The sequence below is a fragment of the Achromobacter sp. genome, from assembly GCF_050285585.1.
Classification (GTDB): domain Bacteria; phylum Pseudomonadota; class Gammaproteobacteria; order Burkholderiales; family Burkholderiaceae_B; genus Achromobacter.
In genome coordinates this window covers 18765-43825 of sequence record NZ_JBLZXF010000016.1, presented here as the reverse complement: position 1 = coordinate 43825, position 25061 = coordinate 18765, and the positions used below count along the sequence as shown (strand labels likewise).

Annotated in this window: 24 protein-coding genes; 11 read left to right on the top strand and 13 right to left on the bottom strand. The window is 65.0% G+C overall.

Annotated features, from left to right (window positions below; all coding sequences use genetic code 11):
- Positions 1-46: 46 nt before the first annotated feature.
- From ACN6PJ_RS19870 to ACN6PJ_RS19810, 13 genes are all read right to left on the bottom strand, one after another.
- On the bottom strand, positions 47-568 hold the full coding sequence (locus ACN6PJ_RS19870; protein WP_427997544.1) for a gamma carbonic anhydrase family protein: 522 nt from the start codon (positions 566-568) through the stop codon (positions 47-49).
- Positions 569-591: 23 nt separating this feature from the next.
- Positions 592-2286: an acyl-CoA synthetase gene (locus ACN6PJ_RS19865; protein WP_427997543.1), complete on the bottom strand. Its 1695-nt coding sequence runs from the start codon at positions 2284-2286 to the stop codon at positions 592-594.
- 126 nt (positions 2287-2412) lie between these two features.
- A complete protein-coding gene (locus ACN6PJ_RS19860) occupies positions 2413-3285 on the bottom strand; it encodes a UDP-2,3-diacylglucosamine diphosphatase (protein WP_427997542.1) in 873 nt (290 codons plus the stop codon).
- A 78-nt stretch (positions 3286-3363) separates the two neighbouring features.
- Positions 3364-4089, bottom strand: coding sequence for a site-2 protease family protein (locus tag ACN6PJ_RS19855; RefSeq protein ID WP_427997541.1), 726 nt, complete (start codon positions 4087-4089; stop codon positions 3364-3366).
- 10 nt (positions 4090-4099) lie between these two features.
- Positions 4100-5008 (bottom strand): DUF2167 domain-containing protein, encoded by a 909-nt coding sequence (locus tag ACN6PJ_RS19850; RefSeq protein ID WP_427997540.1) that lies wholly within the window; start codon positions 5006-5008, stop codon positions 4100-4102.
- A 144-nt stretch (positions 5009-5152) separates the two neighbouring features.
- Positions 5153-5665 (bottom strand): RDD family protein, encoded by a 513-nt coding sequence (locus ACN6PJ_RS19845; protein ID WP_427997539.1) that lies wholly within the window; start codon positions 5663-5665, stop codon positions 5153-5155.
- Between the two features lie 284 nt (positions 5666-5949).
- Complete coding sequence (locus tag ACN6PJ_RS19840; protein ID WP_008161862.1) at positions 5950-6138, bottom strand: hypothetical protein; 189 nt, start codon at positions 6136-6138, stop codon at positions 5950-5952.
- 200 nt (positions 6139-6338) lie between these two features.
- Positions 6339-8018: a THUMP domain-containing protein gene (locus ACN6PJ_RS19835; protein ID WP_427997538.1), complete on the bottom strand. Its 1680-nt coding sequence runs from the start codon at positions 8016-8018 to the stop codon at positions 6339-6341.
- A 34-nt stretch (positions 8019-8052) separates the two neighbouring features.
- Positions 8053-8481, bottom strand: coding sequence for a CopD family protein (locus ACN6PJ_RS19830; RefSeq protein ID WP_427997537.1), 429 nt, complete (start codon positions 8479-8481; stop codon positions 8053-8055).
- A gap of 102 nt (positions 8482-8583) precedes the next feature.
- Positions 8584-10035 (bottom strand): bifunctional 2-methylcitrate dehydratase/aconitate hydratase, encoded by a 1452-nt coding sequence (locus ACN6PJ_RS19825; RefSeq protein ID WP_427997536.1) that lies wholly within the window; start codon positions 10033-10035, stop codon positions 8584-8586.
- Between the two features lie 82 nt (positions 10036-10117).
- Positions 10118-11311, bottom strand: coding sequence for a bifunctional 2-methylcitrate synthase/citrate synthase (prpC, locus tag ACN6PJ_RS19820; protein WP_427997535.1), 1194 nt, complete (start codon positions 11309-11311; stop codon positions 10118-10120).
- Between the two features lie 79 nt (positions 11312-11390).
- Complete coding sequence (gene prpB, locus ACN6PJ_RS19815) at positions 11391-12281, bottom strand: methylisocitrate lyase (RefSeq protein WP_043542890.1); 891 nt, start codon at positions 12279-12281, stop codon at positions 11391-11393.
- A gap of 264 nt (positions 12282-12545) precedes the next feature.
- Positions 12546-13535: a malate dehydrogenase gene (locus tag ACN6PJ_RS19810; protein ID WP_013392305.1), complete on the bottom strand. Its 990-nt coding sequence runs from the start codon at positions 13533-13535 to the stop codon at positions 12546-12548.
- Positions 13536-13891: 356 nt separating this feature from the next.
- On the opposite strand from ACN6PJ_RS19810, the gene ACN6PJ_RS19805 reads away from it, so the two are divergent.
- The 11 genes from ACN6PJ_RS19805 (at position 13892) to ACN6PJ_RS19755 (ending at position 25060) form a co-directional block, all read left to right on the top strand.
- Positions 13892-14671 (top strand): GntR family transcriptional regulator, encoded by a 780-nt coding sequence (locus ACN6PJ_RS19805; RefSeq protein ID WP_427997534.1) that lies wholly within the window; start codon positions 13892-13894, stop codon positions 14669-14671.
- Positions 14672-14792: 121 nt separating this feature from the next.
- Positions 14793-15206, top strand: coding sequence for a succinate dehydrogenase, cytochrome b556 subunit (gene sdhC, locus ACN6PJ_RS19800; RefSeq protein WP_427997533.1), 414 nt, complete (start codon positions 14793-14795; stop codon positions 15204-15206).
- Positions 15206-15589 (top strand): succinate dehydrogenase, hydrophobic membrane anchor protein, encoded by a 384-nt coding sequence (sdhD, locus tag ACN6PJ_RS19795; RefSeq protein ID WP_043542892.1) that lies wholly within the window; start codon positions 15206-15208, stop codon positions 15587-15589. The genes sdhC and sdhD overlap by 1 nt, the downstream gene beginning before the upstream one ends.
- Positions 15590-15592: 3 nt before the next feature.
- Positions 15593-17371: a succinate dehydrogenase flavoprotein subunit gene (gene sdhA / locus ACN6PJ_RS19790; protein WP_427997532.1), complete on the top strand. Its 1779-nt coding sequence runs from the start codon at positions 15593-15595 to the stop codon at positions 17369-17371.
- Between the two features lie 18 nt (positions 17372-17389).
- Positions 17390-18106, top strand: coding sequence for a succinate dehydrogenase iron-sulfur subunit (locus ACN6PJ_RS19785; RefSeq protein WP_427997531.1), 717 nt, complete (start codon positions 17390-17392; stop codon positions 18104-18106).
- A gap of 185 nt (positions 18107-18291) precedes the next feature.
- Positions 18292-18552, top strand: a complete 261-nt coding sequence (locus ACN6PJ_RS19780; RefSeq protein ID WP_043542897.1) for a succinate dehydrogenase assembly factor 2 — start codon at positions 18292-18294, stop codon at positions 18550-18552.
- Between the two features lie 19 nt (positions 18553-18571).
- On the top strand, positions 18572-19882 hold the full coding sequence (locus ACN6PJ_RS19775; RefSeq protein ID WP_057284849.1) for a citrate synthase: 1311 nt from the start codon (positions 18572-18574) through the stop codon (positions 19880-19882).
- Positions 19883-20188: 306 nt separating this feature from the next.
- The gene (locus tag ACN6PJ_RS19770; protein WP_088145787.1) at positions 20189-21136 is read left to right on the top strand and encodes a helix-turn-helix domain-containing protein; all 948 of its coding nucleotides are present in this window, start codon (positions 20189-20191) and stop codon (positions 21134-21136) included.
- Between the two features lie 240 nt (positions 21137-21376).
- Positions 21377-22792, top strand: coding sequence for an amidase (locus tag ACN6PJ_RS19765; protein ID WP_125284628.1), 1416 nt, complete (start codon positions 21377-21379; stop codon positions 22790-22792).
- 95 nt (positions 22793-22887) lie between these two features.
- Positions 22888-24126: an ABC transporter substrate-binding protein gene (locus ACN6PJ_RS19760; RefSeq protein WP_062684934.1), complete on the top strand. Its 1239-nt coding sequence runs from the start codon at positions 22888-22890 to the stop codon at positions 24124-24126.
- 73 nt (positions 24127-24199) lie between these two features.
- Positions 24200-25060 carry a branched-chain amino acid ABC transporter permease gene (locus ACN6PJ_RS19755; protein WP_254598863.1) on the top strand — a complete coding sequence of 287 codons (861 nt, stop codon included), beginning with the start codon at positions 24200-24202 and terminating at the stop codon, positions 25058-25060.
- The last annotated feature ends 1 nt before the right edge of the window (position 25061 follow it).

The window sequence follows — 25061 nt, the reverse complement described above, 5'->3', positions numbered from 1 at the left end:
GAATTCCCCTGCTGCCAGCAGGGGTTGGAGGCGCCGCGGGGGGCGTTCAGGCGATCCGCTTGAGGGCGGTCTTGTAGTGTTGGCCCCGCGCCACGTAATGGGCGGTGTTCTTGTGCATGTTGGCGATTTCGTCGGCCGAGAGCTCGCGGACGACCTTGCCGATGCCGATGACCAGGGAGTTGTCCGGAATGACGCGGTCTTCGGGAATGATGGCGCCGGCGCCGATCAGGCAATTGCGGCCGATCACCGCGTTGTTCAGCACGATGGCCTGCATGCCCACCAGCGCGCCTTCGTGGATGGTGCAGCCGTGCAGCATGGCCTGGTGCCCCACCGTGACATTGGGGCCGATGGTCATGGGACAGCCGTCGTCCACGTGCAGCACGCTGCCTTCCTGGATATTGGTGCCCTGGCGGATCTGGATAGCGTCGTTGTCGCCCCGGATCGACACGTTCGACCAGATGCTGACGCCGGCCTCCAGCGTGACGTTGCCGATGATGTCGGCGCTGTCGGCCACGTAGGCCGAGGGATCGATGCGGGGAATCAGGTCGTCGAGCTGGTAGATGGGCATGCCTTTGGTCTCCGGTTGCGGCGTCAGGCCTCCGGGGCCCGGGGCGCGTCTGTAATGCCTGCGGGGATACGAGCGAGGTCTTCTTCTCGCTGGCGCAGGATGCGGCGTTGGATTTTACCGGTGGTCGTCATGGGCAGCTCGTCGACGAATTCGATCTCCTTCGGGTACTCGTAGGGGGCCAGGCGCTCGCGCACGTGTTCCTGCAGGTTCTCGATGATGTCGTTGCGGTCGCGCTGCGCGAATTCCGGGGTCAGTACTACGTAGGCCTTGACCAGGGCGCCGCGTTCGGCGTCCGGCTTGGGTACGACCGCGGCATTGGCCACGGCGGGGTGGCCGATCAGGCAGCTTTCGATTTCTCCGGGGCCGATCCGGTAGCCGGCCGACTTGAAGACGTCGTCCGCCCGGCCCGCATACCAGAGGTAGCCGTCGGCATCCACCTTCGCGAGGTCGCCGGTCAGGCACCAGTCGCCCTTGAACTTGGCCTGCGTGGCGGCTTCGTTGCGCCAGTAGCCCAGGAACATGACGGGATCGGGATAGCCATGGATATCGAGCCGGTTGACGGCGATTTCGCCCGTGCCGCCGGGAGGCACCGGATTGCCGTCGTCGTCCAGCACGGCGACGTTGTGGCCCGGGTAGGGGCGGCCCATGCTGCCGGGTTTGGCGGGCCAGCGCTTCTGGCTGTTGCCCACCACGTAGTTCATTTCGGTCTGGCCGAACATTTCGTTGGGCGTCACGCCCAGCGCGGACCGGCACCAGTCGAACACGCTTTCGCCCACGCTTTCGCCCGCGCTCATGAGAGCGCGCAGCGCAAGCTGGTAGCGGTTGCGCGGGTCCGGCACCGACTTCATCATCATCTTCAGCGCGGTGGGGAACAGGAACGTGTTGGTGACTTGGTAGCGCTCCATGAGCTCGAATGCGCGCTCGACGGAAAAGCGGCCGCGCGTGCCGACGATGGCGTGCCCGAAGTACAGCGTGGGCAGCAGGGCGTCCATCATGCCGCCCGTCCAGGCCCAGTCGGCGGGCGACCAGAATACGTCCCCGGGCTTGGGAAACCAGTCCTGCGAGGCCACGAAGCCCGGCAGGTTGCCGATCAGCACGCTGTGCGGCAGCAGGGCGCCCTTGGGCGCGCCGGTGGTGCCGGAGGTGTAGAGCAGGATGGCCGGATCCGAGGAGCGGGTCTGCACGGCCTTGAATTCGCTGGGCTGGCGGGCCAGCAGGCTGCGCCAGGGCAGCACGCGCTCGTCCGCGAAGCCGATGCCGATGATCTGCTGCAGGGCGGGGCAGTCGTCGCTGATGGACAGCAGGTTGGCGCTGGAGGCGTAGTCCACGATCGCGACCCGGGCCTCGGCGTCCCGCAAGCGGCTTTCCAGGGCTTCCGGGCCGAACAGGGCCGACAGCGGCAGCACCACGGCGCCCACGCTGTAGATGGCCATGTGGGCGACGACCGTTTCCGGACGTTGTCCCAAAACCACACCTACCCGGTCGCCGCGGCCCACGCCCATTTTGATCAGGCCGTTCGCCAACTGGTTGGCCGCTTCCGCCAGACGGGCATAGGTCCAGACCTCGCGGTTGCCGGATTCGTCTTCGTAGTAGATGGCGATGCGCCGCGCATCCGGACTGCTGGATGCCCAGCGGTGGCAGCACGCTTCCGCGATGTTGAACTGGGTGGGTACCAGCCAGCGGAATGTTTGGTAGAGCGCCTGATATTGGTCGTTCATGGCCCTATGTTGTGAGCATGTTGCAGCGTGAACGGGTCAGATCGCCCGTTGCCCCAGATGCAAGCATGACCTAGAGGGCCGTGAACTGCAACATCCCCGTTGCGTAACGGGGACGCATACGGGTTATCACGGGTGTTTGCCTTGGCGGCGCAGTGCGGAAGGCAGGGCGGGCAAGGTCAGGGAGCGGGGCGGACGGGGCGCGGGCTCGGCCCGGCGCTCGGCCTGGATGGCCGCCCAGTCCAGCAACTGGAGCTGCCCGTCGTGGGTTTCGCCCAGCGCCGACAGGCTTTCCACCCAGTCGCCGTCGTTGCAGTACAGGATCCCGCCCACGTCCCGCAGTTCGGCCTTGTGGATGTGGCCGCAGACCACGCCGTCCAGGCCGCGGCGCCGCGCTTCGCCCGCCAGCGCTTCTTCGAAGTCGGTGATGAAGGATACGGCGTTCTTGACCTTGTGTTTGAGGTATTGCGACAGGGACCAGTAATGAAGCCCCAGGCGGTGGCGCAGCCGGTTGAAATGGTGGTTGATCCACAGCGCCAGTTGGTAGAGGCCATCGCCCAGGTGAGCCAGCCAGCGGCTGTGCTGGATCACGCCGTCGAACTGGTCTCCATGCAGCACCAGCAGGCGCAGGCCCTTGGCGGTGACGTGCACGTCCTCGTCGAGGATTTCGATGTCGCCGAAGGCGTAGCCGGCGAATTCCCGCGCGAACTCGTCATGGTTGCCGGGAATGAACACGACCCGGGTGCCGTTGCGCGCCTTGCGCAGGATGCGCTGGATGACGTCATTGTGGGCGCGGGGCCAGTGCCAGTGCTTGCGCAATTGCCAGCCGTCGACGATGTCCCCCACCAGGTACAGGGTGTCCGAATCGTTGTGGTCCAGGAAGTCGAGCAGGAATTCCGCTTTGCACCCGGCGGTGCCCAGGTGAATATCGGAAATCCAGAGGGCGCGCCAGTGCGCAGGGTGGATTTCGTTCACGGTCGCTTCCCCAAGGGCTGTGGTCATTCCTGGGAATGAAACCACTCGGCGATGACCGGAATGTGAAGGCAGGGTGACGCTGTTGTGACGGCGGGCCGCGCCCGCTCAGCGGCGCACGGCCGCCAGCATGTCGTGCACGTCGTGCGCCATGACGGCCAGGATGCAGACCAGCGCCAGGTAGGCGCAGGTATAGGTCACCTTGCTTTCCAGCGAGGTGCCGTAATAGGCCTGGTTCTCGGGCAGCGACGGATCGTAACGGAAGGCGCGCACCACGTTGGGAAAGGCCAGCACCGCCACCAGGATCAGGATGGGGCTGGGGCGCCAGAAGAACAGGGCGACGAGAATGGGCACGCCGGCCAGCCAGATGCGCGGAGACAGCACCGCCGTGATGCGGCCGCCATCGAACGGCGACAGCGGGATCAGGTTGAACAGGTTGATGAAAAAGCCGGCGTAGGACAGCGCCAGCAGCAGATCGCTGCCCGTCTCGCGCGCGGCGAAGTAGCAGGCCAGGGAGGCCACCGTGCCGGCGAACGGGCCGCCCAGGCCCACATAGGCTTCGGTGTCCGCGTCGTGCGGCATCTTCTTCAACTGGATCCAGGCGCCGACGAAGGGGATGAAGACGGGCGCGCCCACGTCCAGCCCGCGCTGGCGCGCCGCAATGTAGTGGCCCATTTCATGCACCAGCAACAGCAGCACGAAACCGGCGGCATAGCGCCAGCCGAAGATGAAGGCATAGGCCGCCACCGACAGCAGCATGGTGCCGCCGGTGGCCAGCAGCTTGCCGAACTTCAGGTACTTGAAGCCGGAAAACAGCAGCAGAAGCAGTTTCATGGCCCGGCGGTCAGGGTTGCTGCTGGCCGGCCTTCTTGGCGCGCAGACGCTTCCACAGACCGCCGCCCAGGGCCGCCGCGGCCAGGATGCCGACCTTGGCGAACTTCGCCAGGAAGGCGGCGATCACGGCGAACAGGCCCAGTTTCTTGGCCGCCACGCCGGCCACCAGCGCCGCCAGCCCGTATTCGGCCACCTTGTCGGTCGACGAATTGAAGTCGGCGTAGCGCTTGCCTTCCACATAATTCAGATTGTCCAGCAGCGTCAGCACGGCGGTCTTGTCCTTGGGCACCAGATTTTTCTGCGTGATCAGATCCAGCGTGATGTAGCCGTCGCGGCCCAGCGCGTAGGTGTTGTAGTTGACCGTGGGGTTGCCGTTGGCGTCTTCGCCCTTGTGCTTGACGGCGACCGACCACACCAGGCGCTGCGTATTGCTGTCGTACTTCGGCGCTTCCACCCAGCCGTCCATGACCAGTTCGGGAAAGCCGAGTTTCTTGCGTTCCTCGTTGGACTGTTCCGTGCCTTCGCGCAGGCTGTCCAGCAATTCGCTGACGTTCCAGTTCTTGGCGTCGTCATCCTTGATGTAGCCGGCCTTGTCGAAATTGACGGTAATGACCCAATCGTCGTCGTCGCTCTTGGGCATCACCAGGCCCAGCAGCGAGGGATCCTTGCCATTGCCGTGCGCCGCCATGAGGCGGTCCGCCTGGAGGCGCGGCACGAAGAACATGGACGCCGGCAGATGCACCACTGCCTGGTCGCCCAGCTTGACGTCGGACGGCCCTTCCTGCGCGGCGGCGTAGGCGGCTTTCGTGGCCGCTTCGATTTCCTGCTGGGCGGCGGCGTTCTGCGCGGATGCGCCGACGGGCAGCAGGAGCAGGGCGCTGGCGGCGGCCAGCGCAAGACGGGTAAGGAAAGCGCGCATGATCATTCTGAGGCGTAGGAAAAAGGGGCCTCATTGTCTTTGCGGTCGACTTTCAACTTTCTGAAAGCAAGCGGTGAATTCGCCGCTCGATGTTGCCGTTTGTCTCAGAATGTATTTGACGGGCGGCCGGGCGCCCTGGGAGCGTCAGGTTTTCTTGCGCTGCGGCGCGTTGCGCAGCCGCGTGCCCAGGAGGCGGTCGTGCAGGAACTGCCCGTCAGGATCGAACCAGGACCAGATGAAGATCGCGAAGGGCGCGGCCACGATGAACATGTCCACCGATGCCCAGCCGGTGGCGCTGGCGGCGGCCCACACCAGAGCCGCGCCGGCCAGGACCAGCGGCCAGGCCAGGATGTAGCGCAGGATGAGGCGCGGGGTGGACGGGGTGTTGCCGTCGCGGTCCACCAGCCGGATGTTCCAGGTCTTCATGGGCAGCGTCTGGCCGCGGCGGCGCCAGCAGAGCACGAAGTATGCTCCGATCGCGACGAACAGCCAGGCTTGCCGGGCCGAGCGCAGATCCAGCGCGTTCCTGCTCTGGGTGAGGGTATCCATCAGGTAGCCCGCAAGGAAAACCACGCCGAACAGCAGCACGGCTTCATACATCATGCAGGCGAATCGGCGTAGCCGATTGGGGGTCTGGTCGAGATGGGCGTCGGTCATGGACGCGTATTATGCCCGCGAATACCGGCACCCCCGCCAGGAATGTGAAGCGCGCGGCACGCACGCTTCATTAGAACGTCTGTTTAAAACAGTCGTGGCAGAAATAGCCGCGCCGCCGCCGGGCCGCCCCAAGGCGGGCCAGCCCCCTTGGGGGGGCAGCAAGCAAGCGACGCTTGCGCAGCGTGGGGGCAAAAAAAACCCGCCGGTGAGGGCGGGTCTATAAAAGGGGCTATGCAGCCCCCAAGGGGAAAACTTTTCAGGCCCAGGGGCCTGGGGCGTCCAGCTTAGGCAGCGGAGTGCGCGTTCTTGGCGCTCGTCTTGCCGGCCAGGGCCTTGATGCCGTGGGCCAGCTTGCGCAGCCCGGCGGCCAGCGCCCGCATCGGGTGCGGACGGAATTGTTCTTCAATCGCCTGGAGCATCAGTTGGCGCTCGAGTTCGTCGGTCAGGCGGATGGTGTTGTTCGGGTTGATCACAATAGCCTCCACGGGCTTGCACAGTTGTTTAGCTACTAGGGATAACCCGAATTATAGGGTTAACCCTGAACGTGTGCAAGGGGCCGGTGCATATTGGCAACACCTTGGTTCGATGATGCCCCAAAACCGCGCAGCGAGGCACCATAAGCAAAGATATGCGCACCATGTTGCGGCGCTTTTACAACGCGCCGCACAAGAGATCAGGCGTCGCGGTAGCCGGCCGCGACCAGTTCGAAACCGAACAGGCGGCAGTCCAGCGAGCCGTTGTGCAGCGGCACGCGGCGCTTGGGTTTCAGGCGCATCTGGTTGGGCAACGTCAGGTCGCTGGTGATGGCGTGCAGTTGCCAGCCGGCGAAATTGCGCTTCAGGCAGGCCGCCCAATCGCGCCAGAGGTCCGGATCCTGTTCCGTCCCCATGCGCTCGCCATAGGGCGGGTTGGTGACGATCCAGCCATGGTCGGCGGGCGCGGAGATCTGGCGGGCGTCGCCCACCTCGAACCGGATCGAATCCGCGGTCAGCCAGGCGCGCTCGGCATTGTTGCGGGCGAATTCGATGGCTTGCGGGTCCAGGTCGTAGCCGACCAGCGGCGCGTCTAGCTGGGGCAGGATGCGCGAGCGGGCATCGTCCTTCAGGTCGCGCCAGCGGTAGGCGTCATGGCCGCGCAGGCGCTCGAAGCCGAAGGGGCGCGAGATGCCCGGCGGCACGCCCAGGGCGATCCAGGCGCCCTCGATGAGGATGGTGCCCGAGCCGCAGAAGGGGTCCAGCAGCGGTGCGGCCGGATCCCAGCCCGCCAGCGCCAGCATGCCGGCTGCCAGGTTCTCGCGCAGCGGAGCCTCGCCCTTGTCCAGGCGCCAGCCGCGCTTGAACAGGGATTCGCCGGAGGTGTCCAGATAGAGCGTGGCGGTGTGCCCGGTCAGGAACAGGTGCACCCGCGCGTCCGGGCGGACCGTGTCGATGCTGGGGCGCTCGCCTTCCCGTTCGCGCAGGCGGTCGCAGATACCGTCCTTGGCGCGCAGATTGCAGTATTGCAGGCTCTGCACCGGGCTCTTGATCGCCGAGGTGTCCACGCGCAGCGTCTGCTCGGCGCCGAACCAGCGTTCCCAGGGGGTGTCGCGGGCGAGGTCCAGGATGTCGTCTTCGTGCGAGATCTCGGCATGCGCGACCTGCACCAGGATGCGCGTCGCCAGACGCGAGTAGAGGTTGGCGCGCTGCACGCCCGACCAGTCGGCGGTAAAGGAGCAGCCCGCGCGGCCGGCCTGCGCGTCGTCGTATCCCAGGGCCTGCATTTCCGCGGTCAGGGCTTCTTCCAGGCCTTGGGGACAGGGCGCGAACACCTTGAACGTTTCGGCCTGCCGCGGTTCGCGGGGGCGGCGGCTGCGGATCTCGACATGGGGCTCGGGCCGGGAGAAGGGTTCCGCAGCGGAGTCTTCGTAATCGGGCTCGGGCGCGAAGGCGGGCGCGGGGCCGTCGTCTTCGAAGGGATCGTAGAAACGTCCGGCCGGCGTGGCCGGTGCGATGTATTGGTCGTCCAGGCGCGGCGCGCGTTGCGGCGCGCGGCCGGAGCGCGAACCCGGAGCGGTCTCGCGGCGCGGGCCGTCGCCGCGGCTTGCGGAGCTGCGGGCATCCTGCCCCCGGTTCACGGGGCCGCGCCCGTCGGCGGCCGCGGGCTTGCGGCCGCGCGCGGATTCCTGCTGGCGCCGCTGGTAGCCTTCGGGATCCTTCTGGCGTTCGATGTTGTCCTTGGTGCGCTCCTGCTGCGCGACCAGGCGGGCGCGGGCGCCGGAGCGCACGCGCTTGGGCGCGCTCTCGGCATGGGCGTCGCGCGCCGTTTTCTTGATTGTCAGCGTCTTGCGCGGGCGGTCCTGTTCATCAGAGGACATACGAATCCTGGCGAATGTGCAAAGGTAGGGGGTATCAGAAGGGTTTGACGACGACCAGCGCCACCACCACCAAGAGCAGCAAGACGGGAACTTCGTTGAACCAGCGATAGAACTTGTGCGAACGGACGTTCTTGCCCTGTTCGAATTTGCGCAGCATCGAGCCACAGGCGTGATGGTAGCCGATCACGAGCACGACGAAAAAGAGCTTGGCGTGCATCCAGCCGTTTCCTGGGCCCATGCCGATGCCGTAGCCCAAGTAGAGCCATGCGCCGAGCAGCACGGCGGCCACGGCCAGGATGGTGGTGAAACGGTACAGCCGGCGGGCCATGCCCAGCAGCGTGGCCTGAACCGAGGGATCCGATTGCTGCGCCAGGTTCACATAGATGCGCGGCAGGTAGAACAAGCCGGCAAACCAGGAGGCGATGAAGACTATATGAAAGGTCTTGACCCAAAGCATGGCCATGGCGCGATCCGTCCGAGGAAAGCCGCATTGTAAGCCGCGCGACGGTTGCGGCCCGCGACAAGGCGAGGGCCGCAACCGGCCCCCGGACCGCCGCGGCGGAACTCAGATCGAGTAGAGATCCACGTACTCGTGCACCGGCATGGCTTCCAGGGTTTCCTGGTCGAGGGACGCCTCCAGGATGCGGTGCTGTTGCCTGGCCGGGAACATGCGGGCCAGGTTGGTGCGGAACTTGGCTTCCAGCAGCGGAATGCCTTCGGCGCGGCGGCGCTTGTGGCCGATGGGATATTCGCAGACGACTTCGTCCAGGCGCGTGCCGTCGCTGAATTCCACCGTCAGCGCGTTGGCGATCGAACGCTTGTCGGGATCGTGGTAGTCCCGGGTATAGGCCGGGTCCTCCACGCAGACGATCCGATCGCGCAGCGCGTCGATGCGCGGATCCCGGGCGACCGCGTCTTCGTAGTCGGCCGCGGTCAGGCGTCCGAACAGCAGCGGCACGGCCACCATGTACTGGATGCAGTGGTCGCGGTCGGCGGGATTGTCGAGCGGGCCTTTCTTGTCGATGATGCGGATGCACGCTTCGTGGGTGCGGATCGTGATCTTCGCGATGTCTTCCGGGCGCTTGCCGGCGGCCTGCAGCTGCCGGTGGATGTCCATGGCGCACTCGACGGCGGTCTGCGCGTGGAATTCGGCTGGGAAGGAGATCTTGAACAGCACGTTTTCCATCACGTAGCTGCCGTAGGGGCGCTGGAACCGGAACGGCTGGCCCTTGAACAGCACGTCGTAGAAGCCCCAGGTCTTGGCCGTCAGCACCGAGGGATAGCCCATCTCGCCGGTCCGCGCGATCAGCGCCAGGCGCACGGCGCGGCTGGTGGCGTCGCCGGCGGCCCAGCTCTTGCGGCTGCCGGTATTGGGGGCGTGGCGGTAGGTGCGCAGGCTCTGGCCGTCGACCCAGGCGAGGGAGACGGCGTTGATGACTTCCTCGCGATTCAGGCCCAGCATCTGCGCGACGACGGCGGTGGACGCCACCTTGACCAGGACCACGTGGTCCAGCCCCACCTTATTGAAGGAGTTTTCCAGCGCGATGCAGCCCTGGATTTCGTGCGCCTTGATCATGCCGGTCAGCACGTCGCGCATCAGGAGGGGCGGTTTTCCGGCCGCGACCGCGGTGCGCGACAGCCAGTCTGCGGTGGCCAGGATGCCGCCGAGATTGTCTGACGGGTGGCCCCATTCGGCGGCCAGCCAGGTGTCGTTGAAATCCAGCCAGCGGATCATCGCGCCGATGTTGAACGCGGCCTGGACGGGGTCCAGCTGGAACTGGGTGCCCGGCACCTTGGCGCCGTGGGGCACGACCGTGCCCGGCACGACCGGGCCGAGCAGTTTCCTGCACGCGGGGTATTCAAGCGCTTCCAGGCCGCAGCCCAGGGTGTCGATCAGGCAGTTGCGGGCCGTCTCGTAGGCCGTGCCGCTCTGGATCTCATGGTTCAGTACGTAGTCGGCGATGTCGACCAGGACCTGGTCGGGATCGGGACGGACGTTGGATATCGGGGCAGACATGTCGGAACCTCTCCTGAGTGAGTACAGGAGGCCCGGGGCCCGCGCGGCGCTGCTCGTTGGATGCGCGGGCCCATGGGTCGCCTTACTTACGCTTTTCGATCGGCACGAACTTCTGATCTTCCGGGCCCACGTAGTTGGCGGTGGGGCGGATGATCTTGTTGTCGATGCGCTGCTCGATGATGTGGGCCGACCAGCCCGCGGTGCGCGCAATGACGAACAGCGGGGTGAACATGGCGGTGGGCACGCCCATCATGTGGTAGCTGACGGCCGAGAACCAGTCCAGGTTGGGGAACATTTTCTTGATGTCCCACATGACGGTTTCCAGGCGTTCGGCGATGTCGAACATCTTGGTGCTGCCGGCCTTCTTGGACAGCTTTTTCGCCACGTCCTTGATGACCTTGTTACGGGGATCGGACACCGTGTAGACGGGGTGGCCGAATCCGATGACGACTTCCTTGGCTTCCACGCGGCGGCGGATGTCGGCCTCGGCTTCGTCGGGGGTCTCGTAGCGCTTCTGCACCTCGAAGGCGACTTCGTTGGCGCCGCCATGCTTCGGGCCGCGCAGCGCGCCGATGGCGCCGGTGATGGCGGAGTACATGTCGGAACCGGTGCCGGCGATGACGCGGGACGTGAACGTGGACGCGTTGAATTCGTGCTCGGCGTACAGGTTCAGCGAGATATGCATGGCCTTGACCCAATCCTCGCTCGGCTTCTCGCCGTGCAGCAGGTGCAGGAAGTGGCCGCCGATGCTGTCGTCGTCGGTCTGCACGTCGATGATGCGGCCGTTGTGGCTGTAGTGGTACCAGTACAGCAGCGCCGAGCCCAGGTTGGCCATCAGGCGGTCGGCGATGTCGCGCGCGCCGGGGATGTTGTGGTCGTCCTTTTCAGGCAGGACGCAGCCCAGGACCGAGACGGCGGTGCGCATCACGTCCATGGGGTGGCTGGCGGCGGGCAGGGCTTCCAGCGCGGCCTGCAGCTGGGCGGGCAGCCCGCGCAGGCTGCGCAGCTTTTCCTTGTAGGCCTTCAGTTCGGCCTTGTTGGGCAGCTTGCCGTGGACGAGCAGGTGGGCGATTTCCTCGAACTCGCTGGTGTGGGCGATGTCCAGGATGTCGTAGCCGCGGTAGTGCAGATCGTTGCCGCTGCGGCCGACCGTGCAAAGCGCGGTGTTGCCGGCGACGACGCCGGACAGCGCGACCGACTTCTTGGGCTTGAAGCCGGCTTTCTCTTCCGGCTTGGCGTCCGTTTTCGCTTCCTGCTTCTTGGGAGCCGTGCTCATGTCTCTACTCCTTTCCTTTCGCGGGGTCGTTGCAATGGGATGGCATGCATGGCGCCGGGCGCGGCGCCGGTTATCGCGGTTACGCCTTGCCTTTCTGGAAAAGCGCGTCCAGTTTCGATTCGAATTCGTGGTAGCCGATGCGGTCGTACAGCTCTTCGCGCGTCTGCATCAAGTCCACCACGTTCTTCTGGTGGCCGTCGCGGCGGATGGCCGTGTAGACGGCTTCGGCGGCCTTGTTCATGGCGCGGAAGGCGGACAGGGGATAGAGCACCATGCCCACGCCGACGCTCTTCAGCTCCTCGACCGAGAAGAGCGGGGTCTTGCCGAACTCGGTGATGTTGGCGAGCACCGGCACCTTGACGGCCTTGACGAAGCGGTCATAGGTGGGCAGATCGTAGGCGGCTTCCGCGAAGATGGCGTCGGCGCCCGCTTCCACGCAGGCCAGCGCGCGTTCGATGGCGGCGTCCACGCCATGCGAGGCGATCGCGTCGGTGCGGGCGATCAGGTAGAAGTCGCTGTCGGTGCGGGCGTCGGCCGCGGCCTTGACGCGGTCGGCCATTTCCTCGGTCGAGACGATTTCCTTGCCGGGGCGGTGGCCGCAGCGCTTGGCGCCGACCTGGTCTTCGATGTGGCAGGCGGCGGCGCCGAACTTGATCAGGCTCTTGACGGTACGGGCGATATTGAACGCCGACGGGCCGAAGCCGGTGTCGATGTCCACCAGCAGGGGCACGTCGCACACGTCGGTGATGCGGCGCACGTCGGTCAGGACGTCGTCCATCGTGTTGATGCCGAGGTCGGGCAGGCCCAGCGAGCCGGCCGCGACGCCGCCGCCGGACAGGTAGATGGCGCGATAGCCGGCGCGCTTGGCCAGCAGCGCGTGGTTGGCGTTGATGGCGCCGATGATCTGCAGCGGGCTTTCTTCGGCGAGAGCGCGGCGGAAGAGGGCGCCGGCGGATTCGGGTCTGGACATGGGTGGTCTCCGTATATTGGACCGGGTGTTCTCGTAAGCCCCGGATGAAACGACTGGACTGCGGACTGGCGGCCTGCCGGTCGGCCGGGGCGGGACGCCCCGCCCTTGATTCCGACCTTACCGCGGGCCCGGAAAATAAATCTGTCCCCTTGGCGACATTCCCTTGAGCGGGAGCAAAGAGACAGGTTTATGTTGCGGACGCAATGGGGCTGCCCCCTAGGAATTGGGCCCGCGAACGGGCCCAATCCTTGATTCATGCGCTGCTTACTTCAGCAGGTCCTTGACGCCGTCGCGCTCTTCGAGGAGCTCCTTCAGCGTGAAGTCCAGGCGCTCGCGGGAGAAGGCGTCGATTTCCAGGCCTTCGATGCGCTTGTATTCGCCGTTTTCGGTCGTGACCGGCACGCCGTAGATGATGCCTTCGGGGATGCCGTAGGAGCCGTCCGACGGGATGCCCATCGTGACCCACTTGCCGTTGCTGCCCAGGACCCAGTCACGGACGTGGTCGATGGCGGCGTTGGCGGCCGAAGCGGCCGAGGACAGGCCACGGGCTTCGATGATGGCGGCGCCGCGCTTGCCCACGGTGGGGATGAACGTGTCGCGGTTCCAGGCGTCGTCGTTGATCAGCTTGGACAGCGATTCGCCGCCGACGGTGGCGAAGCGGTAATCGGGGTACATCGTGGGCGAGTGGTTGCCCCACACGACCAGCTTCTCGATGTCGGCCACGGCCTTGCCCGACTTGGCGGCCAGTTGCGACAGGGCGCGGTTGTGGTCCAGGCGCAGCATGGCGGTGAAGTTCTTGGCGGGCAGGTCCGGCGCCGACTTCATGGCGATGTAGGCGTTGGTGTTGGCGGGGTTGCCCACGACCAGGACCTTGACGTTGCGGCTGGCGACGTCGTTCAGGGCCTTGCCCTGCGCCGTGAAGATCTGCGCGTTGACGGACAGCAGGTCCTTGCGCTCCATGCCCGGGCCGCGGGGGCGGGCGCCAACCAGCAGGGCCACGTCGGCGTCCTTGAAGGCGGTGCGCGGATCGCTGTGCGCGGTCACTTCCTGCAGCAGCGGGAAGGCGCAGTCATCCAGTTCCATGATGACGCCCTTCAGGGCCTTTTGCGCTTTCTCGTCGGGGATTTCCAGCAGTTGCAGGATGACGGGTTGATCTTTACCCAGCATTTCGCCCGAGGCGATGCGGAATAGCAGTGCGTAACCGATTTGGCCGGCGGCGCCGGTGACGGCGACACGCAAGGCAGGCTTGGACATGGACGTTCTCCGTAATGGTTTGGCGAGAAAAAAATCTCACCAATCAGTGTAATCGTTGGGGCGTGAAAATCGACGCGCACACGGCCTGGCGCGCGGCGCCCGGGCAGCGGTGAATCCTAGATCGATTTTACGTATGCGTCAATTGCTCTTCTATCTTATATAAGACATAAGACGTTGGACAGCGTCCCTCGCGATATGCCACAATAGTGTGTTTATTCGAATGCGCCGCAGCCTTGTTTGGCCGCGCGCCTGTATCAAGCCAGAAGGCCGGCGGCAGCGGTGCATTGCGGATGGGTTCGTGGCCCTTGCGCCGCTCTCCCATTCTCCGGATAAACATGACACAACCAAGAAGATCCATGGCAGAGCCTCGGCCCGAAACCTCCTTACGCACTCGCGCCGCCCGTCCTTCGGGCGAGGGGGCCGCTTTCAGTCCGCTCTACCGCCAGATCAAGGACCTGCTGGTCCAAAGCCTGGAGCGCGGCGAATGGAAGCCGGGCGAGCTCATCCCCAGCGAAATCGATCTGGCCGCCCGTTTCCAGGTGAGCCAGGGCACGGTGCGCAAGGCGGTCGACGAGCTTGCGGCCGAGCACATGCTGTTGCGCCGCCAGGGCAAGGGCACTTTTGTCGCCACCCACCACGAAGCGCGCGTGCGCTACCGCTTCCTGCGCCTGGCCCCCGATGACGAGGGCGAGGCCGGCCGGGCGGAAAGCCGCATCCTGGAATGCCGCCGCCTGAGGGCCCCGGCCGAGATCGCGCGCGCCCTGGACCTGCGGGCCGGCGAAACCGTCGTGATGATCCGCCGCCTGCTGTCCCTGGGGCACGTGCCCACCGTCGTGGACGACATCTGGCTGCCCGGTTCCATTTTCCGCGGACTGACCCTGGAGCTGCTGGCCGCCAACAAGGCGCCCCTCTACGGTCTGTTCGAATCCGAATTCGGCGTGAGCATGGTGCGCGCGGACGAAAAGCTGCGCGCGGTCGTCGCGCCGGCCGAGGTCTGTCCGCTGCTTAATGTTGCCGCCGGGACGCCGTTGTTGCAGGTGGATCGGGTGTCCTACACCTACGGTGACCGCCCCATGGAAATTCGCCGGGGGTTGTACTTGACCGATCGATACCATTACCGCAATAGTTTGAATTGATGAGCTTTTTGACTACGATTTGATACCGACCCTATCTCTGGGCGAAAATACCGTGCTTGCCCGAAAGGGCCACGGCATTCTTGCCGTCACGATTCCCTAGTTCCGAAACACCGAGGCCGTCATGTCCGACACCGCTGCCAAGCCACGTCCGCAGTTTCGCAATATTGGCATTGCGCAACTCGCCAGCTACCGCCTGCCCCTGGCCGGCAAGCTGTCCATCCTGCACCGCGTCAGCGGCGCGCTGCTGTTCCTCTGTCTTCCCTTGGTCATCCTGCCGCTGTTCGCGGCCAGCGTGGCCGCGCCGCAGACGTTCGCCGCCGTGGCCGCGTACGCCGGCAATCCGATCGTCAAGCTTGTCTTCCTGGTCCTGATCTGGGGCTACCTGCACCACTTCTGTGCCGGCATCCGCTACCTGCTGCTCGACCTGCACCTCGGCATCGACAAGCTGTCGGCGAAGAAGAGCGCCGGCGTGGTTTTCGGGGTGAGCCTGGCGCTGACCCTGGTGTTCGCCCTCAAACTGTTCGGAGTGCTGTAATGGCCGACGTCAAAAACTACGGACCCAAGCGTCTGGTCGTGGGCGCCCATTACGGCGTCATGGACTTCATCATCCAGCGCGTCACCGCCGTCATCATGGCCGTGTACACGCTGGTGCTGCTGATCGGCATCCTGATGATGCCGGCTTTCACGTACGAACACTGGACCGCGCTGTTCAATTTCTACGTGGGCGTTCTTCCGGTCGGCCAGATCCTGGCCACCCTTGCATTCGTTGCGCTGGCCTGGCACGCCTGGATTGGCGTGCGCGACATCTGGATGGACTACGTCAAGTCGGTGGGCGTGCGCCTGCTGCTGCAAGTGCTGACGATCCTCTGGCTGGTCGGTTCGGTCGTTTACTTCGCGCAAATCCTCTGGAGCATTTAAGCCGTGGTCTCTGTCATGAAATCCTTGCCGCGCCGCCAGTTTGATGTGGTGGTCGTTGGCGCCGGCGGAGCCGGCATGCGTTGTTCGCTGCAACTGTCCCAAGCGGGCCTGTCCGTTGCGGTGCTGTCCAAAGTGTTCCCCACGCGTTCGCACACCGTTGCCGCTCAAGGCGGCGTGAGCGCCTCGCTGGGCAACATGAGCGAAGACAACTGGTACTGGCACATGTACGACACCGTCAAGGGGTCGGACTGGCTGGGCGACCAGGACGCCATCGAATTCATGTGCCGTGAAGCGCCGAACGCCGTGTACGAGCTCGAGCACTTCGGCATGCCGTTCGACCGCAACCCCGACGGCACGATCTATCAGCGTCCGTTCGGCGGCCACACCGCCAACTTCGGCGAAAAGCCGGTCCAGCGCGCCTGTGCCGCTGCCGACCGTACCGGCCACGCCCTGCTGCACACCCTCTACCAGCGCAACGTTGCCGCGCGCACCCAGTTCTTCGTCGAATGGATGGCGCTGGACCTGCTGCGCAACGAAGCCGGCGACGTCGTGGGCGTGACCGCCCTCGAAATGGAAACGGGCGAGATCTACATCCTGGAAGCCAAGACCACGGTGCTGGCCACCGGCGGCGCGGGCCGCATCTGGGCCGCTTCCACCAACGCGTTCATCAACACCGGCGACGGCCTGGGCATGGCTGCCCGTGCCGGCATCCCGCTGCAAGACATGGAATTCTGGCAGTTCCACCCGACCGGCGTGGCCGGCGCGGGCGTGCTGATCACGGAAGGCGTGCGCGGCGAAGGCGGCATCCTGCTGAACAAGGATGGCGAGCGCTTCATGGAGCGCTATGCGCCCACGCTGAAGGACCTGGCGCCGCGCGACTTCGTGTCCCGCTCGATGGACCAGGAAATCAAGGAAGGCCGCGGCTGCGGCCCCGACGGCAGCTATGTGGTCCTGAAGCTGGACCACCTGGGCGCCGACGTGATCAACAAGCGCCTGCCCTCGATCCGCGAAATCGCCATCAAGTTCGGCAACGTGGACCCGATCAAGGAGCCGATCCCCGTCGTCCCGACCATCCACTACCAGATGGGCGGCATCCCGGCCAACTACCACGGCCAGGTGCTGACGCGCGAAAACGGCGAGAACAAGGTCGTCAACGGCCTGTACGCCATCGGCGAATGCGCCGCGGTGTCGGTGCACGGCGCCAACCGCCTGGGCACGAACTCGCTGCTGGACCTGATCGTGTTCGGCCGCGCCACCGGCAACCACATCGTGAATTCGCATCCGGAACGCCAGCACGCGCACCAGCCCGTGCCGCAGCAAGCCGTCGAATTCTCGCTGGACCGCGTGAACAAGCTGGAGTCGCGCACCTCCGGCGAAAAGACGCAGGACATCGGCAATGCCATCCGCTTCTCGATGCAGCGCCACTGCGGCGTGTTCCGCACGCTGGACCTGCTGAACGAGGGCGTGGAGCAGATCGAAGACCTGGCCAAGCAAGCCGACAACATCTACTTCAAGGACAAGTCCAAGGTGTTCAACACCGCGCGCGTCGAGGCGCTGGAACTGGCCAACATGACCGAAGTGGCCCGCGCCACCATCAAGTCGGCCGCCAACCGCACCGAAAGCCGCGGCGCCCACGCGCTGGACGACCACCCGACCCGCGACGACGAGAACTGGCTCAAGCACACGCTGTGGTACTCCGAAGGCAGCCGCCTGGATTACAAGCCCGTGCAGATGAAGCCGCTGACGGTCGAGTCCTTCCCGCCCAAGGCGCGTACCTTCTAAGTCCGGATAGAGCCTACTATGAGCACCAAGAGAATCGTCAAGTTCGAAATCTACCGCTACGATCCGGACAAGGACGAGCGTCCCTACATGCAGAAGCTGGACGTCGAACTCCAGCCCACCGACAAGATGCTGCTCGATGCGCTGGTGCGCATCAAGAACGACGTCGATGACAGCCTGGCCCTGCGCCGCTCGTGCCGTGAAGGCGTGTGCGGTTCGGACGCCATGAACATCAACGGCAAGAACGGCCTGGCCTGCACGACCAACCTGCGCGAGCTGAAGGAACCGATCGTGCTGCGCCCGCTGCCGGGCCTGCCCGTGATCCGCGACCTGATCGTGGACATGACGCACTTCTTCAACCAGTACCACTCGATCCGCCCGTACCTCATCAACGACACGCCGCCGCCCGAAAAAGAGCGCCTGCAGTCGCCCGAGGCGCGCGAAGAGCTGGACGGCCTGTACGAGTGCATCCTGTGCGCGTGCTGTTCCACTTCCTGCCCGTCGTTCTGGTGGAATCCGGACAAGTTCGTCGGCCCGGCCGGCCTGCTGCAAGCCTACCGCTTCATCGCCGACAGCCGCGACGAAGCCACGGGTTCGCGCCTGGACAACCTGGACGATCCGTACCGCCTGTTCCGTTGCCACACCATCATGAACTGCGTCGACGTCTGTCCGAAGGGCCTGAACCCGACCAAGGCGATCGGCAAGATCAAGGAACTGCTGGTCCGTCGCACGGTCTAGTCTGAAGCAGGATTTTTTTATCGCCGAGCCTTCCGGGATATGGCCCTCCCGGAGGGCGGCAAGCCCGGGTGGCGCCGAGGTCCGTAGGCTTTCCGCCGCCGGGCCGGCACGGGGCGGAAACGCCTCCCCGGGCGCAGCTGGTCCGCGTAGCGGACGCGGCGCGAGGGCTTCATTTAGGTGTAACGATGAGCAGGCTAACTGAACTAGAGCGGGCACGTCTGCGTTGGCGGGCGCGTCGCGGTCTGCTCGAAAACGACTTGATCATCACCCGGTATCTGGACGCCCACGAGGCCGAGCTTACCGATGATGACGTAGCCGCATTGACGCAGCTTTTCGAATTGGGAGACAACGACCTGCTCGATCTGCTGCTGGCCCGCAAGGAGCTCGAAGGCGAGCTGGACACGCCCAGGCTCCGGGGCATTATTGGCCAGATGCGCGCGCTCTGATTAATTGAGAGGAAAAAACATGAACCTGTCTGACAAAAAAGCCACGCTATCCTTCTCGGATGGCAGCGCTCCCATTGAGTTCCCTGTCTACAAGGGCACGGTCGGTCCGGATGTGATCGACATCCGCAAGCTTTACGGCCAGACGGGCATGTTTACGTTTGACCCGGGCTTCATGTCCACCGCCGCCTGCGAATCGGGCATCACGTACATCGACGGCGACAAGGGCGAGCTGCTGTATCGCGGCTTCCCCATCGAGCAGCTGGCCGTGAACTGCGACTTCATGGACATCTGCTACCTGATCCTGAACGGCGAACTGCCCAACAAGGACCAGAAGGCCGACTTCGACTCGCAAGTCACCCATCACACGATGGTGAACGAGCAGCTGCATTTCTTCCTGCGCGGCTTCCGCCGCGACGCGCACCCGATGGCCGTCCTGACGGGCCTGGTCGGCGCGCTGTCCGCGTTCTATCACGACTCCACCGACATCACGAACCCGCAGCATCGCCACATCTCGGCCATCCGCCTGATCGCCAAGATGCCGACGCTGGTTGCGATGGCGTACAAGTACTCGCAAGGCCAACCGTTCATCTATCCGCAGAACGACCTGTCCTACACGGGCAACTTCCTGCGCATGATGTTCGCCACGCCGTGCGAAGACTACAAGGTCAATGAAGTCGTCGAGCGCGCGCTGGACCGCATCTTCATCCTGCACGCCGACCACGAGCAAAACGCGTCGACCTCGACCGTCCGCCTGTGCGGTTCGTCGGGCACCAACCCGTTCGCCGCCATCTCGGCCGGCGTGGCTTGCCTGTGGGGCCCGGCTCACGGCGGCGCCAACGAAGCTTGCCTGCAGATGCTCGAAGAACTGCAAGCCAACGGCGGCATCGCCAAGGTCGGCGAGTTCATGGAGAAGGTCAAGGACAAGAACTCGGGCGTGCGCCTGATGGGCTTTGGCCACCGCGTCTACAAGAACTACGACCCGCGCGCCAAGCTGATGCAGGAAACCTGCAAGGAAGTGCTCTCGGCCCTGGGCCTGGAAAACGACCCGCTGTTCAAGCTGGCCATGGAACTGGAACGCATCGCCCTGTCGGATCCGTACTTCGTGCAGCGCAAGCTGTACCCGAACGTGGACTTCTACTCGGGTATCGTCCAGCGCGCCATCGGCATCCCGACCTCGCTGTTCACGGCCATCTTCGCGCTGGCCCGCACGGTGGGCTGGATCGCCCAGTGGAACGAAATGCTGTCGGATCCCGATTACAAGATCGGCCGTCCGCGCCAGCTGTTCACCGGTTCGGTCACGCGCGACGTGCCCCCGATGGACAAGCGTTGATCCGCTAGCGGTCCGCTCCGAGAAACCCGCCTTCAACGAGGCGGGTTTTTTCATGGGCGCAGCCCGTCTGCGGCGGCCTGTCCGCCTGCCTCCGGAAGCGGGGACGCGCCGGTCCCAGGGCCCGATGGGGCAACGGGTAAATACCAATTCAAAGGCAGTTGCCTTTTGGCAGAATCTTCGGGACAAAGCGGGGGGGCGACTCCCCGCCCGGCAGCACGCAGGAAGCAGCAGGCAGCAAGAGGACCGATAAGCCGTATTTCCGCAAAATCCGTGTCAATCTCTGGCACTGGCCCCGCCGGAGGGGAAATGAAGCTGAACTATTCGACCGAGAAGGTGAGTGAGCGCCAGCGGCCCGAGTACTGGAACGAAGTCGTCTGCAAACATTGTGTACAGGCCGACAGCACCATCGACAGCTCAGGCAGTTTTATCGGCAAGTACGCCGCCAAGTCGATCGACGAGATCGAGATATCGCGGATGTCTTCTCCCCGCCATGTGTGGCAGCGCGCGGCCAGGCACGTGCGCCGGGATGAGAACGAGGCATTCCTGTTGACGCTGATGGAGTCGGGAACGGGCCATCTGTCGCAATCGGGCCGTTCCACGCACATCAACAATGGCGATATCGCCCTGTACGACGCCGAGCGCCTGTTCACCTACGATATGACGCCCGAGTCCGTCTTGCTGTTGCGCATTCCACGCAAGCAATTGCTGTATCGCGCCCCGCTGGCGGAACGCTATACGGCCATGCGCTTCATGCCGGACAAACCCATCACCGGCTTGCTGTTCCACACGATACGCTCCGCCGCCGACATCAACTTCTCCGAGGATCTGCCTCCCGGCGTGCAAACCCAGTTTGCCGCGTCCTTGCTCGACCTGCTGGCGGCGACGATCCAGATGCAGATGGCCGGCAGCGACTCGGCCGCCAGCGAACGCGAGAGACTGCTCGGGAGCGCCAAACAGTACGTGGAGTCCCACCTGGACGATCCCCAGCTCACGGTGGACCGGATCGCCATCGCCTTGCGCGTGTCCGAGCGCACGCTCACCCGCATGTTCGCCGAGAGCGGCACCACGCCCATGCGCTGGGTCTGGCAGCGGCGGCTTGAATCCGCCTATTGTTCGCTGAAGGAGGGCAGGGCGCGTCAGGTGACCGAGGCCGCGTTCCGCCATGGATTCAACGACGTTTCGCATTTCAGCCGGATCTTCAAACTCTGCTACGGCCATTCGCCGAAAGACCTGCTGAGTCGAACAAGGCGCTGAGCGGCGCCGGTCCGGCAGCCCGCTGGGGCCCGTCCTGGGGTCCAGCGGGCTGTTTCTTTTCCCGCTTCCGATTCCGCGCCGCGCGCGCGTGGCTGTCACAGTCAAGTCGGCTGGCGGTCACGAACAAGAATCCGTTCGGCACGCGCCGTAATCTGCTTCCAGACACGCATCAGGCTATTTCAAGCCGCGCAAGACGATAGCGTCTGGCGGTTTCTGTCGGTTGACGTCAAGGAGGACGGAATGAATCACGATGATCTGCACTACATGGGACTGCGCGAAATCGGCAAGGCCATTCAATCCGGCGAGGTCTCTTCTGAAACCGTCACCGAGCGGCAGTTCGAACGCATCGACAAACTGGACGGCCGCCTCAAGAGCTACGTCCTGCTCATGAAGGACGGCGCGATGGCGGCTGCCCGCCAGGCGGACCGGGAGATCGCGCAAGGCCAGGTGCGCGGCCCCCTGCATGGGGTGCCCGTCGCGGTGAAAGACCTGTGCTGGACCTTCGACGCGCCCACCGCGTTCGGAACGACGGTCTACCGGGAGTTTCAATCCCGCGAAGACGGCACGGTGGTGAAGCGCCTGCGGGAGTCCGGCGCCGTCCTGCTGGGCAAGGTCCAGCTGACCGAGGGCGCGCTCACCGACCATCATCCGGACGTCGATCCGCCCATCAATCCCTGGAATCCCGAGCACTGGACCGGCGTGTCTTCCAGCGGGTCGGGCGTGGCGCCGGCGGCCGGGCTTTGCTATGGCGCGATCGGCACCGATACCGGCGGCTCGATCCGCTTCCCGTCCGCGGCTTGCGGACTGTCGGGCATCAAGCCGACTTGGGGGCGCGTCAGCCGCTACGGCGCGTTCGAGCTGGCGGCATCGCTCGATCACCTGGGTCCGATGACGCGCAGCGCGGAGGATTCGGCCGCGATGCTGCAGGTCATCGCGGGCGCCGACGAGAACGATCCGACGGCCAGTCAGTTGCCGGTTCCCGATTATCTGAGCGAGATGGAGCGGGGCGTCAAGGGGCTGCGCATCGGCGTCGATTCCCGCTGGAACCATGACGATGTCGATGCGCCGACGCGCAAGATGATGGACGAAGCCGTTGCCGTAATGGCGAAGCTGGGCGCGGAGATCGTCGAGGTCAAGGCGCCCGACGCGGTCGATGTGCAGCGCAACTGGTTCAACCTGTGCAGCATCGAAGCGGCCGTGGCCCATGAAGAAACCTATGCGCGGCACAAGGGCTCCTACGGCCCGGCATTGGCCAACCTGATCGAGATGGGCATGGCCCAGAGCGGCATCGACTACCAGAAGATTCTGCTGCAGCGCGCCGCGTACACGGGCAAGATGCGGGCCCTGATGCAAACGGTGGACGTGCTGTTGATTCCCACCACGCCGATCGCCTCGCCGACGGTGGCGCAAATGCACGTCACCGGCCAGGCCTATGTCGACATCTGGTTCGCCATGATGCGCTACACGGCGCCGCTGGACATGGCGGGCGTGCCCACCATTACCTTGCCCGGCGGCTTTCTCGAAGGGGCCGGCACGCCGATCGGCTTCCAGTTCGTGGGCGCCGATTTTCGCGAAGACCTGATCGTGCGCGCCGCGCATGCGTATCAGCAAATGACGGATTGGCATCGCAGGCATCCCGATCTGGCCGGTGCCTGAGCGCGCGGGCGCGCGTCGGCGTCGGGCCGGATCGCAGCCGCAGGATCGCCGCCGGCGGGAGACGCCGGCGGGGGCAATTCAACGAAGGAGTGTCCATGTCCCTCAATCGACGGGGTTTCATCAAAACCGCGGCCGGCGTGCTGGCGTACGCCAGCAGCTTCGATCTGCTCGCGCAGGCGCAAATCGATTCGTCCAAGCCGATCAAGGTGGCCAACCTGCTGGACAAGACCGGCGTCCTGAACAACTACTGCCTGAAGCAGATCAAGGCGGTCGCCATGGCGGCCGACGAGATCAATGCATCGGGCGGCTTGCTGGGCCGTAAGGTAGAGGTCGCCTTCTACGACACCCAGTCCAGCAACCGGCTCTATTCGCAATACGCGACCCAGGCGTTCGTCCGCGACAAGGCCGACGTCATCCACGGCGCCGTCGCCAGTTCCGCGCGCGAAGTGGTCAGGCCGATCGTGCAGCGCTTCAAGGGGCTGTACTTCTACAACGCCCTGTACGAAGGCGGCGTGTGCGATCGCCGCCACGTGTGTCCCGGCATGGTGCCGGGCCAGGAGCTGGACCCGCTGGTCGACTACGTGATCAAAGAGCGCAACGCCAAGACGCATTACATCCTGGCGGCCGACTACAACTACGGCCAGATCACCAGCAAATGGCTGCAGAAGTTCATCCGGGAAAAGGGCGGCAAGGACGTGGCCGTCGAGTTCTTTCCCCTGGACGTGACCAACTTCGCGCCCGCGCTCAGCCGCATCCAGGCCGCCAAGCCCGATGCGGTGTGGTCCGCGCTGGTCGGCGATGCCCACATGAGCTTCTACCGCCAGTTCGAATCGACCATAGGCAAGAAGAACATGACGCTGATCGGCACGGTGTACGGCGCCGCCAGGGAGAACTCCATGCTCAGCGCGCAGGAGAACGACGGCACCATCATCGCCGCGTCCTTCATCGACACGCTGCCCACCGACGCGGCCAGGAAATTCGTGAAGCGCTTCGCGGACTTCACCGGGGAGTCGGACTACATCGGCGAGTATGGAGAGTACGGCTACCGCGGCATGATGCTATGGGCCGAAGCGGTCCGGCGCGCCGGCAGCGTGGAGCCGGACAAGGTCATCGCCGCCTTGCCGGGGACCCGGTACGACGGCCCCGGCGGACTGTACTCCATCGATGAGCAGTCCAATCACGTCGTCATGGATATCCACATCGCCATCGGCAACAAGGACAAGGGCTTCGACGTGGTCAAGTCATTCCCCCAGCGCCAGCCCACCGATACCCAGGCGGTATGCGACCTGAGGCGCAATCCCGACGACACCCGGCAGTACGAGCCCAAGCTCTAGATGCCGGAAGTACCAGGGCCGCCGCTACGCCGACGGCCCTGGCGGACATCAACCATCCGCTTCGGAGAGCCGCGTGACATCGCTATACACCGGTCTTTACCTAGTCGTATTTTCGATCTCCCTGATGTTGCTGATCAGCCTGGGGCTGGCGGTGATATTCGGCATGATGAAGGTCATCAACCTGGCCCACGGCGAATTCATGATGGTGGGCGGATACGCGTGCGTGCTGTCCGCCAACGCCGGCGCGCCGCTGTGGCTGGGCGTACTGGCCGGCGGGGCGATCGCCGGCATTGCAGGCATCGTGGTCGAGCGGCTCGTCATCCGCTTCCTCTACGGACGGATGGTCGACACGCTGTTGGCCACCTGGGGGTTGTCGCTGCTGTTCGTCGGGGCGGCCACCACCGTGTTCGGCGCATCCAGCATGGGAATGTCGACGTACTTCGCCAACGTCAGCCTGGGCGGCATGAGCGTCTCTTCCTACAACCTGGCGATCTGCGCGTTTTCCTTCTCGCTGGTCGCGCTGTGCTGGTGGCTGGCGGTTCGGACCAAGGCGGGCCTGATCGTGCGCGGAACCATGCAGGCTCCGGAGATGGCGGCTTGCCTGGGCGTGGATCGAGACCGCGTCTACATGTCCACGTTCGGGCTGGGTTCCTGCCTGGCCGGGCTGGCGGGCGCGGCGCTGGCGCCATTGACCGGGGTGAGTCCGGCCATGGGCGGCTTTTTCGTGGCCAAGGCGTTCATCACGGTCATCGTCGGCGGCCACCTGCCTCTCGTGGGCGCGAGCGCGGCCTCATCCCTGTTCGGCGCGATCGACGGCGTGGTGTCCTATGCCTACAGCTCGGTGCTGGGCGAGGTCAGCATGCTGATCGCGGCGGTTCTCCTACTGCGCATGCTCCCCTTGGGCATCACAGGCAGAATGAAGCGAGGTATGTAGC

Coding starts and splice junctions, on each gene's coding strand:
- ACN6PJ_RS19770 (WP_088145787.1), top strand. CDS start 20,189: ATGAAGCTGAACTATTCGACCGAGAAGGTGAGTGAGCGCCAGCGGCCC.
- prpB (WP_043542890.1), bottom strand. CDS start 12,281: ATGTCCAGACCCGAATCCGCCGGCGCCCTCTTCCGCCGCGCTCTCGCC.
- ACN6PJ_RS19805 (WP_427997534.1), top strand. CDS start 13,892: ATGGCAGAGCCTCGGCCCGAAACCTCCTTACGCACTCGCGCCGCCCGT.
- ACN6PJ_RS19855 (WP_427997541.1), bottom strand. CDS start 4,089: ATGAAACTGCTTCTGCTGCTGTTTTCCGGCTTCAAGTACCTGAAGTTC.
- sdhD (WP_043542892.1), top strand. CDS start 15,206: ATGGCCGACGTCAAAAACTACGGACCCAAGCGTCTGGTCGTGGGCGCC.
- ACN6PJ_RS19765 (WP_125284628.1), top strand. CDS start 21,377: ATGAATCACGATGATCTGCACTACATGGGACTGCGCGAAATCGGCAAG.
- ACN6PJ_RS19835 (WP_427997538.1), bottom strand. CDS start 8,018: ATGTCCTCTGATGAACAGGACCGCCCGCGCAAGACGCTGACAATCAAG.
- prpC (WP_427997535.1), bottom strand. CDS start 11,311: ATGAGCACGGCTCCCAAGAAGCAGGAAGCGAAAACGGACGCCAAGCCG.
- ACN6PJ_RS19775 (WP_057284849.1), top strand. CDS start 18,572: ATGAACCTGTCTGACAAAAAAGCCACGCTATCCTTCTCGGATGGCAGC.
- sdhC (WP_427997533.1), top strand. CDS start 14,793: ATGTCCGACACCGCTGCCAAGCCACGTCCGCAGTTTCGCAATATTGGC.
- ACN6PJ_RS19785 (WP_427997531.1), top strand. CDS start 17,390: ATGAGCACCAAGAGAATCGTCAAGTTCGAAATCTACCGCTACGATCCG.
- ACN6PJ_RS19760 (WP_062684934.1), top strand. CDS start 22,888: ATGTCCCTCAATCGACGGGGTTTCATCAAAACCGCGGCCGGCGTGCTG.
- ACN6PJ_RS19780 (WP_043542897.1), top strand. CDS start 18,292: ATGAGCAGGCTAACTGAACTAGAGCGGGCACGTCTGCGTTGGCGGGCG.
- ACN6PJ_RS19870 (WP_427997544.1), bottom strand. CDS start 568: ATGCCCATCTACCAGCTCGACGACCTGATTCCCCGCATCGATCCCTCG.
- ACN6PJ_RS19850 (WP_427997540.1), bottom strand. CDS start 5,008: ATGCGCGCTTTCCTTACCCGTCTTGCGCTGGCCGCCGCCAGCGCCCTG.
- ACN6PJ_RS19860 (WP_427997542.1), bottom strand. CDS start 3,285: ATGACCACAGCCCTTGGGGAAGCGACCGTGAACGAAATCCACCCTGCG.
- ACN6PJ_RS19845 (WP_427997539.1), bottom strand. CDS start 5,665: ATGACCGACGCCCATCTCGACCAGACCCCCAATCGGCTACGCCGATTC.
- ACN6PJ_RS19825 (WP_427997536.1), bottom strand. CDS start 10,035: ATGTCTGCCCCGATATCCAACGTCCGTCCCGATCCCGACCAGGTCCTG.
- ACN6PJ_RS19865 (WP_427997543.1), bottom strand. CDS start 2,286: ATGAACGACCAATATCAGGCGCTCTACCAAACATTCCGCTGGCTGGTA.
- ACN6PJ_RS19830 (WP_427997537.1), bottom strand. CDS start 8,481: ATGGCCATGCTTTGGGTCAAGACCTTTCATATAGTCTTCATCGCCTCC.
- ACN6PJ_RS19810 (WP_013392305.1), bottom strand. CDS start 13,535: ATGTCCAAGCCTGCCTTGCGTGTCGCCGTCACCGGCGCCGCCGGCCAA.